The sequence below is a fragment of the Saccharopolyspora hattusasensis genome, from assembly GCF_050972075.1.
In the GTDB taxonomy this organism is placed as follows: domain Bacteria; phylum Actinomycetota; class Actinomycetes; order Mycobacteriales; family Pseudonocardiaceae; genus Saccharopolyspora; species Saccharopolyspora hattusasensis.
Genome location: NZ_JBPCDC010000001.1, coordinates 1,199,847 through 1,220,332 on the forward strand (window position 1 = coordinate 1,199,847; position 20,486 = coordinate 1,220,332).

A 20,486-nucleotide genomic window follows, 5' to 3' on the forward strand; every position below is an offset into this window, starting at 1 on the left:
TCACGACCCCGATCCACGTGCGGGCCAGTACCGATAAACCTCCGCAGGCTCGTCAGGCCGACGCCTGGTCCTGGAAACCATCAACGCCTCCCCCAGATCATACTTACCAGTAGCCTGGCTGGGCGCATCTTCGTTGTTGGTGAACTCGACCCACCCCTCTCTTCTGTCGGGACGGAATCGAACGCGACCATCGCTTTCCTGTTCATAAAAGCCGGTAAGCAGGCGCCCGTCCGGGGTCTTGTACACGTCCGCCATAGTCGCCAATACCGGTCCGTTAACGACCGACAGCACCTCTACCAGCAGGTCAATGGAGACGCCGCGAATCGCCAGCACCGTCCACATTTCTTCGTCGTCGAACCACCCGCGTCCGACGTGGTACGCCTTGAGCAAACGGGCGAAATCCTCAAAATCGATCTTCTGCCCATTCCGGAGGCGAATCCCGGAACGGTCTGACGTCATCCGGGCCACGACGAGGCTCGTGTCCTTGTACAACTGGTACGAGTACGCCTTGGCGAGGACCTGCGCCTTCGACGCACCCGGGGCCGGGAACAGCACCGACTGTTCGGGCAGGCTCACGACCAGCGCCGGATAGTCGGCTTCGACATCGCTGAGCTTCCACGGGCGTGTCCAGGCGAAAAGCTGCACCACCTGCGCCTGCGCCGCCTCGCTCAGCGGCAACAACTCCAGGAACTCCAACAGCTTCTCCAGCCAGGCCCCCTCGTCCCTGGTCTGGTCGTCATAACCCAGCAGATCCGGATCGCGCATCAGCCGATCCAGCTCCCGGTAGATCGCCGGATCGGTGCCGGCCAGCTCGATCGCCGCGCTCACCTCGGCACGCACCTGCCACAACGCGGGATTCTCGGTCCGCTCACCCGCGTCCCCGGCCCAACCCCGGAACTCGAGCCGATCGTCCTCATATCCCAAGACGTCAAAACGCACCGCACGATACTTGTCGGTCGGGTTGGGAAGGGATTCGTTCCTGTAGTCACCGGTGTCGTCGTCCACCGCGTACGGATCCGACGGAAGCGGAATCGGCCCAGCGTACCTGACGTTGCGTTGCTTCGACCCGTCGCCGCCTGCAATGTTGCCCAGCCGGAAAAGCAACGCCTCGAAGACCTTCGCGATCTGCGCCACACGCACGTACTGCACAGGGGTCAACTCCCAGTCAAAACTGACATTGATATGCCCCCCTGACTCTGAGCCATCACCGCCCTGCCGCCGTACCGCGCTCAGCAACTTCTCCATACCGGGCCACACCTGCTCGCTCACGGGCCGCTCAGTGTCATTACGCAGGATCGGCGATACCGCCTCCACCTCGAAAGGCTTCGACTCCTTGAGCAACGCCCACCTACCGTCAAGCAGAATCTTCTCGGCATCGACCTTACGAACCAGCTTCGAGCCGTGGGCGGTCCGCCAATCCACCAGCCCCTCTCGTTCGAGCTCCGCCCCCAAACGGTCGACCCGCGCATCGAAATCATCCCCCGGGAGCTTGAACTCGACCTCGAATCCCAGACGCACGTCCCGCCGGGAGCTCACCCCACCCGGCACACCGTCCTCGAAATACCTGACCGGAACACGCCCCTCGTCAATCGCCTCCCTCGCCTCCTTATACACCTCACCCACCTTCTCCCGGCGATCATTGCGCAACCTCCTCTCCACCCTTTGCAAGTCACCCAAGCGCGAGTCAACCGTCCGCAAGTCCTCCTGAGTCCAGGATCCCCACTGTACGAACTGCTTCACACCTTCGACGTACCGACGCACACCCTCCGGATCGAACTCCGGCGGCAGCGTCCCCAAATGCCGCTTCATCCGACCCACCAGCTCAGTCAACCTCGCAATCCCATCCGGCAGGAACTTGGCCAACTCGGCCCTCAACGCCGCCAACTCGGCATGAAAAGCTCGCTCCGACTCCCACAACGCCTGCCGCTCCTCATCCCGCCCCTGCACCACCTCCAACTCCGCCTTCTGCGCCTCAAGCAACTCCAACGCCTCCTGCACAGCCGCGATCCGATCGCGAATCTCAACCTCGGTCGGCGCAGCCTGCTCCTCCGGCCCCCTCTGATCCCCGGCACCGCCCGCGAGGTTCTGGAGGCTCAGCGCGGGCAGATCACCGTGTGGGTCATCCACCGGCACCGCAGCATCCGACTGTGAAGGCCCACCGCTGGTGTGCCGACCCGATCCCGCCGCGGACTCCCCCAAACGCCCCGCCTGACCCACAGGCCCGGCCCCGGCCCGGATGCTCAACCCGCTACTGCCCTCCGCCAGGACCGTGCCCAGCCGCTCCGCCAACTCCCGGGAGAACGCCTCCACCTGGCCCCAATCACCGCGGAGCGCGCGACGCCTGGCCGCAACCAAGGTCACCACATCATCCACCGACACGGCGCCCCGGAGCTCCCGCGGGTCATGCGTGCGCTGCACAATCAGCCGCACCGCGTCTTTTTCCTCACTGGACAAGCCCAGCTGCCCCGCCTGCTTGATCTCCTCCAGCACATCCGCATCCGACCACTGCCCCACCGGCACTGCGCCCGGCGCTGCCGGAACACCAGCCGAGTCCTCCGCCAGGACGGCCTCCGGAAACGACTCACCAAAAGACAGACCGTCAGGCTCAACCCCAAAGAACCCAACGGAACCATCCCAGACCGAATACTCACGAAGGAACTCCGCGAAATACCCCACCTCGGCAACCGCCCCAACACCCGCATCCTCTCCCCTCTCCGGCGACGCCCCTCCCTGTTCGCGCCTCCGCTCGACATCCAACATCTCATCAAACAACGCATCGCCAACAACGCCGCCATCCGGCCACGCGTCCCGATCAGCCCCACTCCGCTCCGCCGGATCCGCATCCACCGACACACCCAAATCCGCATTCGCCCACGCAAGCCACTCACCGAGATCGCTCCCGACCGGCGACCCTTCCCGCCCAGCCCCAGCGGACTCCGATACCCCGCTCAGCACCATTGGATCCTCGCCCTGCTGCCCACTTGCCCCCACACCCGCAATCCACCCCAAACCATTGAGCTTCTCGTTCTTTTCCGCCAGCCTTCCCTTCGCCTCCTTCAACGACTCCGCAACATCAGGCAACCCACGCACCTGCTCCCGCAACATTTCCAGCCTATCCTTAATCTCGTCACTCTGGTGCAGCAACGCCCCTAACTTCTTGATCTCCTCAGTAGCCCTATTCATTTCCCGGACTTGTCTTTGCAGATCATTTTTCTTCTTCGTATATTTTCCTATTTCTCGCAATAAATCGAGCTCAGTCTGCTGCTCCGGAGTCAGCAGCCTCAACTCCTCCCAATTCTCCAGGTCCACAACCCGGGCCCTGCGGTCTTTGTACGGCTGGGCCTGCTTCGCTTTCCTTTTCCTCCATTCCTGCCTCTGCTCCTTCACCTTCAGCTCGAGCTCCGCCAACTCCTTCTCTTCCTTCGAATCCAACTCTTCCCCCCTCTTCAAATCCGCAACCCGGGTGCGCTTGTTAGTGCTCTTCTGGTCCCGCCTCGCGTTAGCTTTCCTCCATTGCTGCTGCCGCTTCTCCACCTTCGGATCGAGCTCCGCCAACTCCTTCTCTTCCTCCGAATCCAACTCTTCCCCCCTCTTCCTCTTCCTCTCCCTCTTCGCCCTCAAATCCGCAACCCGGGCGTGGTTGTTACTTATCTTCTGCTTCCACCTCGCGCTAGCTTCCCTCCGTTGCTGCTGCCGCTTCTCCACCTTCGCCTCGAGCTCCGCCAACTCCTTCTCTTTCACCGGATCCAACTCTTCCCCTCTCTCCCTCTCCCTCTCCCTCTCCGCCTTCAAATCCGCAACCCGGGCCATGGCCTCCTTGTGCGCCTTGGCCTTCTTCGCGTTACGTTCCTGCTGTTTCCGCTTCCTCTCCGCAATCCGCGCGTCCTGTGCTGCCTCATGGGGCGGCGCGGACCCATCGCCCTCGCCGCCTTGATTCCCGGAAACAGACCCAGCAGCAACGGTCGTTGCCGCCTTCCGCCGCTTGGACACCCGGGAAATCACGCCGGCCGCCCCCCGCGTCCTCTTCTTGCCCTTCGGCTCCCTCTGCTCCGCGGCACCGCTCGCGGGGTCATCCACCGCCGCCGCAGCATCCGACTGTGACGGCCCACCGCTGGTGTGCCGACCCGATCCCGCCGCGGACTCCCCCAAACGCCCCGCCTGCCCCACCGGCCCGGCCCCGGCCCGGATGCTCAGCCCGCTACTGCCCTCCGCCAGGACCGTGCCCAACCGCTCCGCCAACTCCCGGGAAAACGCCTCCACCTGGCCCCGATCACCGCGGAGCGCGCGACGCCTGGCCGCGACCAAGGCCATCACATCGTCCACCGACACATCGCCCCGGCCAGCCAGCTTCCGCGGGTCATGCGTGCGCTGCACAGTCAGCCGCACCGCGTCTTTTTCCTCACTGGACAAGCCCAGCTGCCTCGCCCCCTTGATCTCCTCCCGCACATCCGCATCCGACCACTGCCCCACCGGCACTGCGCCCGGCGCTGCCGGAACACCAGCCGAGTCCTCCTCCAGGACGGCCTCCGGAAACGACTCAACGCCGCCATCCGGCGACGCTTCCCGATCAGCCCCACTCTGCTCCGCCGGACCCGCATCCCCCGACACACCCAAATCCGCATTCGCCCGCGCAAGCCACTCACTGAGATCGCTCTCAACCCCGAAAAATCCGACGGAATCCTCCCCGTACTCATCAAGAAACGCAGCGAAATCATCCTCGTCATCCTGTTCCAGGTACGCAAGCAACTCGGTCGCGACGAACTCGTCAAAAGCATCCTCACCCAGCATCACCCCAGCATCCGCGGCGCCTTGGGGCACCCACACCCCATCCACATCCGCCACCGCCCGATCAAGCCACGTATCCGGATCGAGGTCAGCCCACCACGCGTCCCGGCCGTGCTGATCAGCCACAGACCACCCCGATACTCCCTCAGGCCCCACACCCTGCCCGACCACCGGGGCCCCACTACCCACCCCGGTCTCCGTCACCTCCCGGAGCTTCTTCTTCCGCCCCCGCCCCGCCACCTTCGACCTCAGCGCCGCCAGCTCCTTCGCCTGTGCGTCAGTCAGCTGCTCCCACTTCTCCAACTCCGCAACCCGGGCGAGGTCGGCATGGTACGCCTGGGAATACCTCGCTGTAGCTTCCCTCCATTGCTGTTGCTGCTTCTTCACCTTCGCCTCGCGCTCCGCCAACTCCTTCTCTTCCTCCGAACCCAACTCTTCCCCCCTCTCCCGCTTCCCCTTCAAATCCGCAACCCGGGCGAGGTCGGCATGGTACGCCTGGGCCTTCCTCGCTGTAGCTTCCCTCCATTGCTGTTGCTGCTTCTTCACCTTCGCCTCGCGCTCCGCCAACTCCTTCTCTTCCTCCGAATTCAACTTTTCCCCCCTCTCCCGCTTCCCCTTCAAATCCGCAACCCGGGCGAGGTCGGCCTTGTGCGCCTGGGCCTTTCTCGCGTCAGCTTCCCTCCGTTGCTTCACCTTCGCCTCGCGCTCCGCCAACTCCTTCTCTTCCTCCGAATTCAACTTTTCCCCCCTCTCCCGCTTCCCCTTCAAATCCGCAACCCGGGCGAGGTCGGCCTTGTGCGCCTGGGCCTTTCTCGCGTCAGCTTCCCTCCGTTGCTTCACCTTCGCCTCGCGCTCCGCCAACTCCTTCTCTTCCTCCGAATCCAACTCTTCCCCCCTCTCCCGCTTCCCGGTCAACTCCGCAACCCGGGCGAGGTCGGCATGGTACGCCTGGGAATACCTCGCTGTAGCTTCCCTCCATTGCTGTTGCCGCTTCTTCACCTTCGCCTCGCGCTCCGCCAACTCCTCCTTTTCCTTCGAATCCAACTTTCCCTCCCTCTCCCTCTTCCCGGTCAACTCCGCAACCCGGGCGAGGTCGGCCTTGTGCGCCTGGGCCTTCCTCGCGTCAGCTTCCCTCCGCTTCTTCACCTTCGCCTCGCGCTCCGCCAACTCCTTCTCTTCCTTCGAATCCAACTTTTCCCCCCTCTCCCGCTTCCCTGTCAACTCCGCAACCCGGGCGAGGTCGGCTTGGTACGCCTGGTCCTGCCTCGCTACATATTCCCTCCCTTGCTGTTGCCGCTTCTTCACCTTCGGCTCGCGCTCCGCCAACTCCTTCTCTTCCTCCGAATCCAACTCTTCCCCCCCCTTCTGCTTCCCCTTCAAATCCGCAACCCGGGCGCGGTTTTTACTTCTCTTCTGTTCATATCTCGCGTCAGCTTCCCTCCGTTGCTGTTGCCGCTTCTTCACAATCGGCTCGAGCTTCTCCAACTCCTTCTCTTCCTCCGAATCCAACTTTTCCTTCCTATCGCGCTTCCCTGTCAACAACGCAAACCTGGCAGCTTCGTCCCTTGCCTTCTTTCTGGACGTCGCGGCAGCTTCCCTCCGTCTCACCTTCGCCTCGAGCTCCGCGCCCTCGCCGCCTTGATTCCCGGAATCGATCGCAGCAGCAACGGTTGTTTCCGCGTTCCGCCTCTTGGACGCCCGGGAACTCACGCCGGCCGCCCGCCGCGTCCTCTTCGTGCCCTTCGGCTCCCTCTGCTCCGCGGCACCGCTCGCGGGGTCATCCACCGCCGCCGCAGCACCCGACTGTGAAGGCCCACCGCTGGTGTGCCGACCCGACCCCGCCGCGGTCTCCCCCGAACGCCCCGCCTGACCCGCAGTCCCGGCCCCGGCCCGGATGCTCAGCCCGCTACTGCCCTCCGCCAGGACCGTGCCCAGCCGCTCCGCCAACTCCCGGGAAAACGCCTCCACCTGGCGCCAATCACCGCGGAGCGCGCCACTCCTGGCCGCGACCAAGGTCACCACATCGTCCACCGACACGGGATCGGCCGGCGACACGGCAGCGCTCCAGCCAGCCAGCATCCGCGGGTCATGCATGCGCTGCACAATCAACCGCACCGGGTCTTTTTTCTCACTGGACAAGCCCAGCTTCCTCGCCCGCTTGATCTCCTCCAGCACATCCGCATCCGACCACTGCCCCACCGGCACTGCGCCCAGCGCTGTGCCCGGCGCTGCCGGAACACGAACCGAGGCCTCCGCCAGACTGGCCAGGCCCCCACGCCCCCCGTCCGGCACCGCAGCACCGGACCCGGCCACCGGCCCGGCCGAACCATCCACCGCGAACACCGTCCACTGTGGCGTGCCCCCGACCGGCCCCGGCGTCAACGCGACCACACCACGCCCCAGACCCCGCGCCAGCTCCGAGCCCTGCCCCGGCGACACCACCACACCCACACCCGGATCACCTTGCGACACCAACACCACAGGCCCACCCGTAGAACCCGCCACACCCTCCACGAACCCGACCAGCCCACCCCCGGAAACCACCCCCGCCGGCACCGCCACCGGCACCGAGTTCACCGGCAACCCCACAGGCAAAGGCACCCCCCGTACGGGCCAGTACCGATACACCTCCGCAGGTTCGTCGGGCGTAAGTCTGGTCCTGGAATCCGTCAACGCCTCGCCCAGATCAGCCTTACCGGTAAGCCGGGTGCGCGGTTCTTCATCGGTGTCGTAGCTGTCGGTGAGGTGTGCTGGGATGAGTTCCATCCACCCACCAGAGGGACGGAATCGCACGTGCCCGGTTTCATCCGTTTCGTTAACACCGGTGAGCAGACGTCCGTCTTTCGTCTTGTACAAGTCCTGCACCGTCGCCAATACCGGTCCTTCAACTGCCTCGAGCACCGCTGCCAGCAGCGGAGCGGGGGCGCCAGGAATCGCCAGCAAGGTCCACAGATCGTTTCCCCGTCCGACCATGCGCTTTTTGAGTAATCGGGCGGAACTTTCGAAATCGATAACGTCATTCCCGAGGAGAATCCCGTTACCGTCCGGCGCCAACCGGGCCACGACGAGGCTCGCGTACTTGTACAACTGGTATGAGTACGCCTCGGCGACGACCTGCCCCTTCTTAGCACCCGGGCCCGGGAACAGCACCGACTGTTCGGGCAGGCCCACGACCAGCGCCGCGTAGCTCGCATCGTCACCAGTCAACTTCCACGGCCGTGTCCAGGCGAAAAGCTGCACCACCTGCGCCTGCGCGTCCTCGCTCAGCGGCAACAACTCCAGGAACTCCACCAACTTCTCCAGCCAGGCCCCCTCGTCCCTGGTCTGGTCGTCATAACCCAGCAGATCAAGATCAGCCATCCGCCGATCCAGATCCGGGTAGATCGTCGGATCTGTGGCGGCCAGCATGATCGCCGCGCTCAACTCGGCCCGCACCTGCCACAACGCGGGATTCTCGGTCCGCTCACCCGCGTCCCCGGCCCAAAACCGGAACTCGAACCGATCTTCATTGTCCCCAAAGGCCTCAACACGCACCGCCCGGTACTTGTCGTCCGGGTCGTGAACGGGATAGTACGAGTCGGCATTCCGACCATATTCGTCTACTGTGTACGGATCCGGTGGCAGCGGAACCGGCCCTGCATACCCGCCCTCACGCTGCTTCGACCCATCACCGCCTGCCACGTTGCCCAACCGGAAAAGCAACGCCTCGGAGACCTTCACGAGCTGCAACGCACGCACGATCTGCCGGGGGGTCAACGACCAGTCGAAACTGACATTGATGTGCCCCCCTGACTCCGAGCCATCACCGCCCTGCCGCTGTACCGCGCTCAGCAACTTCTCCATACTGGGCCACACAGTGTCCCTACGCAGGATCGGCGATGTCGCCTCCACCTCAAAAGGCTTCGACTCCTTGAGCAACACCCACTTACCCCCGGCCGCGATCACCTTGGCTTCCTTCTTAAAAACCAGCTTCGAGCCGTGGGCGGTCCGCCAATCCACCAGCCCCTCTCGTTCGAGCTCCGCCCCCAAACTGTCGACCCGCGCATCGAAATCATCCTCCGGGAGCTTGAACTCGACCTCGAATCCCAGACGCACATCCTTGCGGGAGCTCACCCCACCCGGCACACCGTCCGGGAAATACCTGATGGGAACACGCCCGTGCGCAATCGCCCGCCTCGCCTCCGCATACACCTCACGCACCTTCGCCCGGCGATCATTGCGCAACCTCCTCTCCACCCTCTGCAAGTCACCCAAGCGCGACTCAACTGTCCGCAAGTCCTCCTGAGTCCAGGCTCCCCGCTGTACGAACTGCTTCACACCTTCGACGTACCGACGCACACCGTACGGATCGAACTCCGGCGGCATCGTCCCCAAATGCCGCTTCATCCGACCCACCAGCTCAGTCAACCTCGCAATCCCAGCCGGCACGACCCGCTCCCGCACCGCCTCCTGCGCCTCAAGCTGCTTCACCGCAGCGTCCAAAGCCGCAACCAGCGCATCGGTATCAATCTCAGTCGGCGCAGCCTGCTCCTGCGGCCCCCTCTGATCCCCAGAACCACCCACCGTGTCATCCACCGGCACCGCAGCACCCGACTGTGAAGTCCCACCGCTGGTGTGCCGACCCGATCCCCATCCCGCCTCGGACTCCCCCCGCCCCGTCTGCCCATTCTCGTCCGAAACGGACGAGGATGCCGCAGCCCGCCCCTCCCGATCAACGCCGCCATCCGACCACGCTTCCCGCCCAGCCCCAGCCGACTCCGATACCCCGCTCAGCACCATTGCATTCTGCTGGCCCTTCTGCCCACTTGCCCCCACACCCGCAATCGGCCCCAAACCATCGAGCTTCTCCTTCTTTTCCGCCAGCCTTCTCTTCGTCTCCTTCAACGGCTCCGCAACATCAGGCAACCCAAGCACCTGCTCCCGCAACCTTTTCAGCATGTCGTTAATCTCGGCACTCTGCGGCAACGCCTCCAAATCCTTGATCTCCTCAATAGCCCTATTCCTTTCCCGGGCTTGTTTCTGCAGATCATTTTTCTTCTTCGTGTACGCTTTTATTTCCCGCCGCAAATCGAGCTCGTCCTGCTCCTCCGGAGTCAGCTCCCCCAACTTCTCCCGATTCTCCAGGTCCGCAACCCGGGCAGCTTCGCCCCTTGCCTTCTTGTAGGACCTCGCGCTAGCTTCGCTCCTTGACCGCTGCCACTTCGCCAATTCCAGCTCACCCTTCGCCAACTCCTTCTCTTCCTCCGAATCCAACTCTTCCCCCCTCGCCCTCTTCCTCTCCCTCTCCGCCTCCAACTTCGCAACCCGGGCCTTGCGTTCCTTGTGCGCCTGGACCTGCTTCGCGCTCTCGTTCCTCCATTGCTGCTGCCGCCTCTCCACCTTCAGCTTGCGCTCCGCCAACTCCTTCTCTTCCTCCGAATCCAACTCTTCCCCCCTCGCCCTCTTCCTCTCCCTCTCCGCCTCCAACTTCGCAACCCGGGCCTTGCGTTCCTTGTGCGCCTGGACCTGCTTCGCGCTCTCGTTCCTCCATTGCTGCTGCCGCCTCTCCACCTTCAGCTTGCGCTCCGCCAACTCCTTCTCTTCCTCCGAATCCAACTCTTCCCCCCTCGCCCTCTTCCTCTCCCTCTCCGCCTCCAACTTCGCAACCTGGGCCATGTTGTCCTTGTACGCCTGGGCCTGCTTCGCGTTACTTGCCTGCTTTCGCTCCTTCCTCTTCGCAATTTGCGCATCCTGTGCTGCCTGATGGGTCGGCGCGGACCCATCGCCCTCGCCGCCTTGATTCCCGGAACCACTCCCAGCAGGGGGTTCTTGCACCTTCCGCCGCTTGGACGCCCCGGCATTCTCCTCAGGCTCCCCTTCCCGCCTCCTCTTTGCGCTCCGGTCGGCTTCAGACCCGACGCCAGGCTTACGCTTGGGACCTGTCACCTCGGTGGGTAGCCCGGATCCCCCGTCCTCGCGCCGCGACCCGGAACCGTCTGCCGGCAACTCCACCTCCTGAGTCCGCACCACATCCAGCACCGGAATCACCCACATCCCGGTCGCAGCCTCGACATCGGCGTCGTCGGCTTCCTTCCTCTTCTGCGGATCCAGCAGAACGACCCGCTCTCCTACATTCACCGCAGAGATCACATGCGCACTACCGTCCTGTCGCGCGTAAATTACCGGCACAGCAACACCCAGCGGACCGCTCGCCACATACTGCTTAACCAAAGCCACACCATCCATCCGCCGGGACCGCCTATCGAACGCCCGCTCCATCCGAGCCGGATCCCGATCACCAAGAGCAGGCGCCACCTCATACTGCCGGTTGAACTTCAGAGAGTTATAGAACGCCACATTCGCCTCTAAGCAATCCTTCCGAGAATGCTCATCACCAGAAAAGTTCGGGTTCACCCCCTTCAGGAACCGATACACAGCCTCCGACACGACCTCGCCCTTCGCACCCGGCGGCAACTCATCCACAACCGGCTCACCAACATCCTGCCCGTCCCACTCCCTGCCAAACAACCCACCCTCCCCGTCGTTATGTTCATTAATGAACGAAGCGAAATCATCGTCCCCCTCCCGAACTCCCGCCCCCACATCGCTCGCGCCCTCCCCGGCTTTCTTGAACTCGGCCAACTCGCTCGCGAAAGACTCGCCATAGGCCTCATTCCACTCTGCGATCTCATCAACCTCCCCCACCTCACTCCGCACCTCCACCCCCCGCTGCCCAACAGCCTCCAGACCCGGAATCTCCCCAGGACCAGGCTTCCCCTCATACTGCATCGACTCCAACGTCGCCTTATTCTCCCTCAGCCTTTTCCTCACTTCCTTCAAGTCGTCCTTAAGACGATTCAGTTCCGCCACCTTCTCAGCCCCCAGCGCATTCTTCCTGCGATATACGTGGTTCTGCAGCGACGATTCCTCCTTGTGGCCCTCCCACACTTTCCGCCACAAAGCAAGCGCGATCTGCTGATTCGAATCCGGATCGGACAATGCCGACAACTTCGCAATCATCACATCAGGCCGCCGACGCTTAGCTTTAATCCTCTCCTTGTTCCTTTGCCGATAAACCTCATCATGTTTCTTTTTTTTATCCCTATTGGTTCGGTCCCAATCCTTTTTGGCTTTCGCCTTCTTTTCCTTATTATTCCGATTCCACTCCGCACGCTTCTCTCTATTGTTCCGTGCATACTTCGCGTCGGCTTCTTTCCTTCCTTTCTTTGTCTGTTTTGGCGGCGTCGGCTCCAAAGTCGCTTGCTCCGCCCCCACCAACTCCACCGCAGTCAGCTCAGCTGGGTCTACTGTCAGATCGGTCGGCGCGGACCCATATCCCCCGCCACCTAGGCTCCCGGAAGCAACCCCAGCAGAAGAACTCTCGCCAGGCTCACTCCGCGGCGTCTTCGCGCGCGTGCTAGCCACCTGCTGCCCGCCGGGATGCTGACGCTTGGGACCTGTCACCTCGGTGGGTAGCCCGGATCCCCCGTCCTCGCGCCGCGACCGGGAACCGTCTGCCGGCAACTCCACCTCCTGAGTCCGCACCACATCCAGCACCGGAATCACCCACATCCCGGTCGCAGCCTCGACATCGGCGGCGTCGGCTTCCTTCCTCTTCTGCGGATCCAGCAGAACGACCCGCTCTCCTAAATTCACCCCAGAGATCACATGCGCGCTATCGTCCTGTCGCGCGTAAATTATCGGCACAGCAACACCCAGCGGACCGCTCGCCACATACTGCTTAACCCAAGCCACACCATCCATCCGCCGGGCCCGCCGATTGAACGCCCGCTCCATCCGAGCCGGATCCCGATCACCAACAGCAGGCGCCACCTCATACTGCAGGTTGAACTTCAGAGAGTTATAGAACGCCACATTCGCCTCTAGGCAATCCCTCCGAGAATGCTCATCACCAGAAAAGTTCGGGTTCACCCCCTTCAGGAACCGATACACAGCCTCCGACACGACCTCGCTCTTCGCACCCCGCGGCAACCCCTCATCCACAACCAGCTCACCAACATCCTGCCCGTCCCACTCCCTGCCAAACAATCCACCCTCCCCGTCGTTATGTTCATTAATGAACGCAGTGAAATCACCGTCCCCCTCCCGAACTCCCGCCCCCACATCGCTCGCGCCCTCTCCGGCCTTCTTGAACTCGGCCAACTCGCTCGCGAAAGACTCGCCATAAGCCTCATTCCACTCTTCGGTCTCAAAGTCCTTAACCTCCCCCACCTCACTCCGCACCTCCACCCCTTGCTGCCCAACAGCCTCCAGACCCGCAATCTCCCCAGGACCAGGCTTCCCCTCATACTGCATCGACTCCAACGTCGCCCTATTTTCCCTCAGCCTTCTCCTCACTTCCTTCAACTCGCCCTTAAGACGATTCAGTTCCGCCACCTTCTCAGCCCCCAGCGCATTCTTCCTGCGATATACCTTGTCCTGCAGCGACGATTCCTTCTTGTGGCCCTCCCGCACTTTCCACCACAAATCAAGCGCGATCTGCTGATTCGAATCCAGATCGGACAACGCCGACAACTTCGCAATCATCACATCAGGCTGCCGACGCTTAGCTTTAATCCTCTCCCTGTTCCTTTGCCGATAATCCGCATTATCTTGCCTTCTTTTATCCTTATTGTCTCGGTTCCAAACCTTGTTGTATTTCGCCTTCTTTCCCTTATTTTCCCGGCGCCACTTCGCACGCCTCTCCTTATTATTCCGTTCATACTTCGCGTCGGCTTCTTTCCTTCCTTTCTTTGTCTGTTTTGGCGGCGTCGGCTCCTCCTGCGGCTCCGAAGTCGCTTGCTCCGCCCCCACCAACTCCACCGCAGTCAGCTCAGCTGGGTCTACTGTCAGATCGGTCGGCGCGGACCCATATCCCCCGCCACCTAAGCTCCCGGAGGCACCCCCAGCAGAAGAACTCTCGCCAGGCTCGTTCCGCGGCCTCTTCGCGCGCGTGCCAGCCACCTGCTGCCCGCCGGGACGCTGACGCTTGGGACCTGTCACCTCGGTGGGCAGCCCAGCCCCCCAGCCCTCGCGCCGTAGCTCGGAACCCGCTGCCGGCAATACCACCGGCGCCTCCGGTTCCACCTCCGGGTCGTTGAGCGCTTGCTCGGAGACCGGAGTCGACGCGGTGCGTCCCGGATCGCCGTCGGTAGGGGAGTCCGTCGCGGTGGGGGCGATCTGGCTTGCCCGGCTTTCATCGGTCCCGGAAGGGCGGCGTCGGATGCTGTCCGGCTCCGGTTCCTCCTGGATCGGTGCCAGCCCCCGTTCGCCCGGCGCGTGCGACGGCCCCGGCCGGGCAGATCTTGCGGGACCATTGTCCGGCGTCCGAACCGTAGCCGTATCCGGTCTCGGGCTCGGTCGCGTCGACCTCCGCCGAGCGGTTTGGAATTCGTGTGCCAAGTTCCGCGACAGCTCGTCGGCCAGCCGCTGGTCATCCTGTGACAGCGGACGCGCCAGGACCGCCGCCATGTCGTGGTGCAACGCCAGGAGGTCATCCGCACGCTGGCCGTCCAGAGCGTTGAAATCGTGGTCCCTGGCAAGGACCGTCTCCGCCCGCCACCGTAACGACTCCTGTTCGAGCGCACTGAGCTTGCCGAAGACCGGCCGCGACCGTTGTGCCTCGCGCCGCAGGTCCTCCCGAGTCCACCCCTGGCCGTTCGGGCTGACCCCGGATTCCGCGGGATCGCGCAGGACCGGGCCCGGCTCGATCCAGATCTCCACCCGCGTCGGTCCTTCGGCGTGCAGGAACTGCGGCGGTGCGGTCAGTCCGACGTCGTTGGCGTTGAAACGGGCGCCGCTGGGGAGGTCACTCTGCGCAAGGGCAAGCTTGCTGTGCAGGTCACGTGTGACGCGGGAGAAATCGTGCCCGGCCTGTGACACGCCATCGGGTCGTCTGTCGAGATTGCCGCGCACGACATAGCGAGCGCGGGGCCGGCGTCCGTCCCTTGTTGCATCGACGGCCTTTTGCGCCACCCGGAACAAGGCGAGGCGGTTCTGCAACTGCGCCCCGGGGCCCTCGCTGATGATCAGGCTCGCGTCGCTTGGAGCACCCGCCAGCGCGGGGTCGGTACGGGCGTGGGCGAGTTGGGTCTCGTAGTGGCGCTTGGCCTGCCACCACTTGTCTTCGGCGTCCCGTGTGCGCGTGTCCGCCTCGTCCGAAGCCTGCTGCGCTGTCAGCCTGCGATACGCGGCAGCCAGCCGCTGCTTGTCATCGGCGCGTTGTTCGGCTTGCGTGGCCTGGGACAGGTGGAAATCCGCGGCGCGTTTCTGGTCGCTCGCGGAGGCCCATTCCTGGTCCCGATCGGCGAATTCCTTCGTCGCGGCCACCAACCCGGCCGGTAGCTCGCCGCCGCGGTCGCTGCGGCGGATCAGGTAACCGGCCCCGAACTTGGCGCTGACGCCGGCTCGCCGCTTTCCGATGCTGTGCTGCGCGGGGGTGGCGAGCAGGAGGAACTCCGCGCCGTGCAGCCAGGTGCTGGTGATGTCCTTCAACGCAGAGTCCGCACTCACGCTGGGTTTCGATTCGCGGTCCGACCCGGAGCCCGTTCGGTGTTCGGTTTCGGATTCGTGTCCGCCGCGGGAGATCAGCGGAATGACCCAGTCACCGCCCTGGCCGAATTCGTGGCGGCCTTCCTCGTAGGTCTTCGCTCCCTCGGGGTGCGACACGCCCCCGGCGTAAAACGGTGCCGCGAACAGGACATGCCCGCTGCCCGAACCCCTCTCGTGCTCCTCCGTCGAACGGATGTTCGCCGAGCCATCCAGTGTGATTCGCCCGCTCGTCGAGGACAGCGCGCCCCGATCCGGAATCTTGAGGTATAGGTCGAGGTTCACGCCCAGCCCGGGCGGCAGGTCGACCGGCACAGTCTTGGGTTCCGGATCTGTCAAGGGGCTCAGCAGCGCCTCCAAGCGGTGCGGGGTGAACCACGCCCGCAAGCTCCGGCGCGCCTGCGCGGTCACCGAGCCCCCGGCGGAGGTGATCGCTTGCTCGGCGGCGGCGATCAGGTCCTCGGCATTCCCGCGGAACTCCACTGCCCGGAACTTGTTGGCCTCAGGCAGAACCTCGGCGTCGTGGTCGGTCTTCCAGCGCTGGATGGCCTCGTCCGTTGCCTGCGATGCCGGCAGATCGGTGATCTCGGCCGCGCCGGACCGCTGGGCCAGGTCCGCGGGCAGGGTGTCCTCGACCGCCGTGCTCACCCCGACGGTGCGAACATCCGGGGCCGCGGCGATGCGTTCCCCGTGACGCTCGATACGCACATCGAAAAGCACCTCCGCGCGGTGCGACGCCAGCGCACCACGCCGGACCGTCTCGGAGCTCAGGTAACTCGGGGTCGCGCTCTGCGCGCGGCTGCGGACCTGCTTCAGCCATTCGGAGATGTGCACGAATCCCAGGCCCAGCCTGCCGAAAGGGGGCCCGTGGTGCGGGATCGAATCACCGCTCGCCGGCCCGGCTCCACCCGGGGACTCGGACCCGTTCACCACGACACCCGGGATCACCGAGGCCATGACTTCGAGGAAGACCGTGGTGACGCTGCGGATCTTGCTTGCGGCGATGGAGGCCACGCTGGCCGTCGCAAGCCCGCCGTGCTTGATCCCTTCCGCCTCCAGTTCACCCAGAAGTTCGGCCCCCACGTGCAGTTCGTAGGTGTGCCCCTTCCAGCGGCCTTCCCACGCCAGCTGTGTGCTCGCTCCCCCGTTCTCGAGATCGCCGAGCTTGGCCTGCACGTCGGACAGGAACTGCTGGGCCGTGCGGTCGTTGCCACCAGGCGTGCCCAGCGCGGAAACCGGCAGCAGCCAGTCGGCCGCGTCGGGACCGAGATCGGGTCGCTGGGAAATCTGCTCGCGCAGCAACGGAATCAGGTCACTCAAGTCCACCGGTTCGGTAACCCCCCGGCTCCAGGACGGGGTGCCCAGCGTGTGCCCGGCGGGAACCTTCGCCTCAGGTTCGCGGGCTCGCGGCGCCTCGGACTCGGCCTGCCTGGATTTGATCTCCTGCAACTGCCGGTCGTCCACCCATACCGTCATCGACGCAGGCAGCGTGAACCGCTCGGCGGAACGAGCCGGCGGCTTCTCCTTGAACACCCCGGACTTGTCGATCTTGCCCACGGTCTTGACCTCGACGCCAACGGTAGGCACGAGGTCCACCGTCACCAGGTGGAGCTCCCGCGGTCCGCCCGTCTCCGACCGGGTGAGGCTGCTGTCCGCCGCACGTCCCCGTTCGCGCCGGACGTTGCCGGGACCCGGGACCCACTCATTGATACCCAAAGTGGACAAGACGCCGGTGTGGTCATCCACCGCGATGATCCCGGGCTCGATGGAGTTCGACCAGAAGAAGGTGCCGGCCGTGCTGCTACCGGTGGCGCGTCCACCCGTCACCGACCGCGTCGGCTGTTCCCAGATCGTGACCGGATTACCGTCACCATCCAGCACCGGCTCGGGGTTTTTCATGACGAGCGAATACTCGACCACAGCACGCTGAGCCCAGCGGCGCTTCTCCGACGACAAGCCGTCCACCCGGAACTTCTTGCTGCCGGCACGCGGAGTCGCACGTACCTCGTTGAGCGAAATCCCGCGATCGATCAGGTTCGCGTTGCCACCGAGTTCCCAGATCCGGTGCCCGGAAAGTTCCCTGAGCTGCCGGTACGCCGAGTCCCGAAGGTGTTTGAGACCATGCACGGACACGACCTGCATACCGTCGAAAACCCGGGACAGGCCCTGCCGCATCGTCTCCTCGTTATAGGACACCTCGGTGGGCTCGACGGGTTTGACCGCCGCGGCGCGCAGCTCCTCCAACTGGGCCTTGAGCTGGTCGGCCTGCCATGCAGGCAGCTCCACGACGATGTCGGTCTCCACCACACCCGGATCCCGGCCCTCCGCCTGGGCCGACCTATCCACAATCGGCAACGGCTCAACCGCCGGCGTGTGCAGCCCCGACCGGCCGATCGTCACACCCTTGACCAGCTGGTTCCATTCCTGCCAGTGCTCCCCGGACGCCGTATACCGCACCCGGTAAGCCAGCCGCTTGCGCGGTTCCTTGCCCACACCGCCGGTGGCAGCCGGCTCCTTGCCCCGAGGGCCACCGAAGGACAACGAAATGTCCTCCCCCACGTGTGAGGACTTGCTCCGCTCGAAACCGAACTTGTGGTAGCTGGTGACAAGGGAGAACTGGCCGGCCAACGCCCCGTAGACGCGGGCCACAAACCCACCCCCGAGCTTCCACGACACGCCCCGGCTCTGCTTGACCGACTGCGATTCCGACATCGTCAACCGGGCATCGGTCTCCTCGACCACATCCATTTCCCGGACGTCGAGCACCTCCGCCGCCACCTTCAGCGACACGTGATAGTCATGTCCCCGACCGCGCTCGACCATCTCCAGCGACGCGGCCTGATCGGTGAGCATGTCCTCGACCACCCGCGGGGACGACAAATGGCTGCCCGCGAGCGAACTTTCGATCTGATGACCCCGCTCCAGCTGCCTGTTCGCCTTGCCCGAAATTCCCTTGACCAGCTTCGGATCATCAAAATCGACGACGAGATCGGTGTCCCGCCAAGCCCAGCCAAGCCCCGGGACGGTAGCCCACCGGTGATGCCCCGGAATGGTATGCGCCGAATCGCGAAGGATCCTGGCCAGCTTCGCGCCCGCACCACTGGATTCCAGCGCGGCGCGGGTGATGTCAGCCACGCGATTCGGGTGCGGCCGGCCGTCCTCCGCCAGGAGACCGGCTGCTCGCGCGAACTCCGACGGCGTCCAGTGAATGTCATCGATGGCATCGGGGAACGTGATCGGGGACCGACCGGGCAAGCGGACCTGCAGGTCGTACACAGTGCGGTAACGAACGATCTGGACCTTGCGGGAAGAACTGTCGCCGACCTTCGACGAATCGAGGAACTCCTGGTCACGGCTGCGGCCGCCACCGACCGCGGCAAAAGGGCCTGCCGCTGCGGAAACCATCCCGACGTCCACCGCCGGCCCCGCGGCCCCCGAAACCTCACCCGCACGCCCCGAACCGTGAACGTTCACCACTGTGGTGCCGTCCTCGAAGACCGACTCCGACGGTGCGTTGTCCATAGTCTCGAGATAAGCGACTTCCCTGGCCACCGCCCGGATCTGCACACCATGGGTGCGGCTGGACAGCACCCGCTTGAACCAGTTTCCCGAACGCAGCACCACATCCAACGAAACCCAGCCCCGACCCGCGGCCGCCGCTTGCTCGCTCACCCGCATGCGCGGCAGAACCCGCCCGATATTGTCCAGGCTCAAAGACTTCCGGAGGGCTTTCCGCGAATCCTTGTCCAGCGACCCAAACTGGGCGGCCACCTGCTCATGGATCGCCGGCGGCTGTCCCGACTTCGTCTTCGTCCGCAAGGGTTTGCCCTGATACCGACCACGAGTCGACTGCCTGACCGTAGGCGGCGCCTCCAGCACCGAGGGAGGCAGCTCACCCGGCATCGGCACAGCACGTGCACGCGTGATCGGCCGCAACCCCGAAGGCACACTCAACTTGGTGGCGACCGGGCCGGCGTCAGGATGATGACGTCCACCGACGATCGTGACAGGACCAGTGCTGTGGCCGTCCTCATCAACCCGGGAAACCCGGAACGTCAACGGCATATACACCTGCCGTGAGCCGGCGTATTCGCTGTCACTGCCCGGGGTCGCGCGCTCCGGCAACGCGATACGCATCGACTGGCTGTGCGTTTCCGCGCGGTTCGTGACCTGGTTCGACGCCAAACCAGTCGGCACATCGACATGGCCCAGAACGAAAAGACCCGGCACAACCGGTATGAAGAACAACTGCTGGAAACGCGGCCGATGACTGAACCCATTCTTCGCGCCCGACACATGATCAGTGGTAAAGGCGGCCGACTGCTCAGTGGCGTCACCCCCCACGACTTCGCTGCCCCGCCAATCGAACTCCGCCTGCACCCGCACCGTCACACCACCGACCTCGAACTCCCTGCCCTCACCAAGCAAGGTGCCGACCTGCTTCCGCGCGGCATACTCCACCTCTTCAATGCCGACCGGATCGGTGCCCTCGGGCACCAATCCCTTCACCGCCTCGATGACCTGATCGGCTCCGAGCGTCTCGGCGATCTGCTGCGCCGTGCCCAACGATTCGCTACGGCGGAGATAGCCAGGAACCCGCAACCGAGAACTGTCCTGGGGCGCATCGACACCGTCAGCCCGCACCTGAACATCCGCCGGTTGGTTTGGCGGTTTGCCGTCGTTGGAGGAATCGCTTGACCGTTCGACCGGAGCCGTTCCATCGGACAGCTCGGTCAGGTTGGTCAGATTGGTCAGATTGGTATCGGTTCGATCCACCAGGCGGCTGATATCAGAACCCGAATCAGAATCCGAGCTGGACGAACCCCCGATCGACCGGGCATCACCGTCAGTGGCGTAACCCTGGATCGGCTCCACACCAGGCCAGGCCTTACGACGACGCGCACCCTTCTCACCAGTGGAGTCAGCATCACCGTCCACAACAGACCCCGTGGAGCGCATCGAACTCTCGAACGACTCGTCCCTGTAGCCCACGCGCGCAAGCCGCTCCAACAACCCTTTCTTTTCGTCGTTAATGAAGCGATCGAATTCGTCGCTGTCCGCTTCATCCCTCTCCGCTTTATCGTCCGCCGCATCCGCCACATACGCGTCGTCAGCGGACGTGCCAGGACTCGGCTCGGCATCCCGCGCAGGGATCGTCGGGTCGCCGACCCGAC

At 64.2% G+C, this 20,486-nt stretch carries 1 protein-coding gene (only partly in view); it reads right to left on the reverse strand.

The features are described 5' to 3' along the window. Positions 1-20,486, reverse strand: the end of a protein-coding gene (locus ACRXBZ_RS05425; protein ID WP_433878079.1) for a WXG100-like domain-containing protein. It continues 24,967 nt past the right edge of the window; 20,486 of the gene's 45,453 nt are visible here — the last part of the coding sequence; the start codon falls outside the window, past its right edge — the gene reads right to left on this strand; it ends in the stop codon at positions 1-3.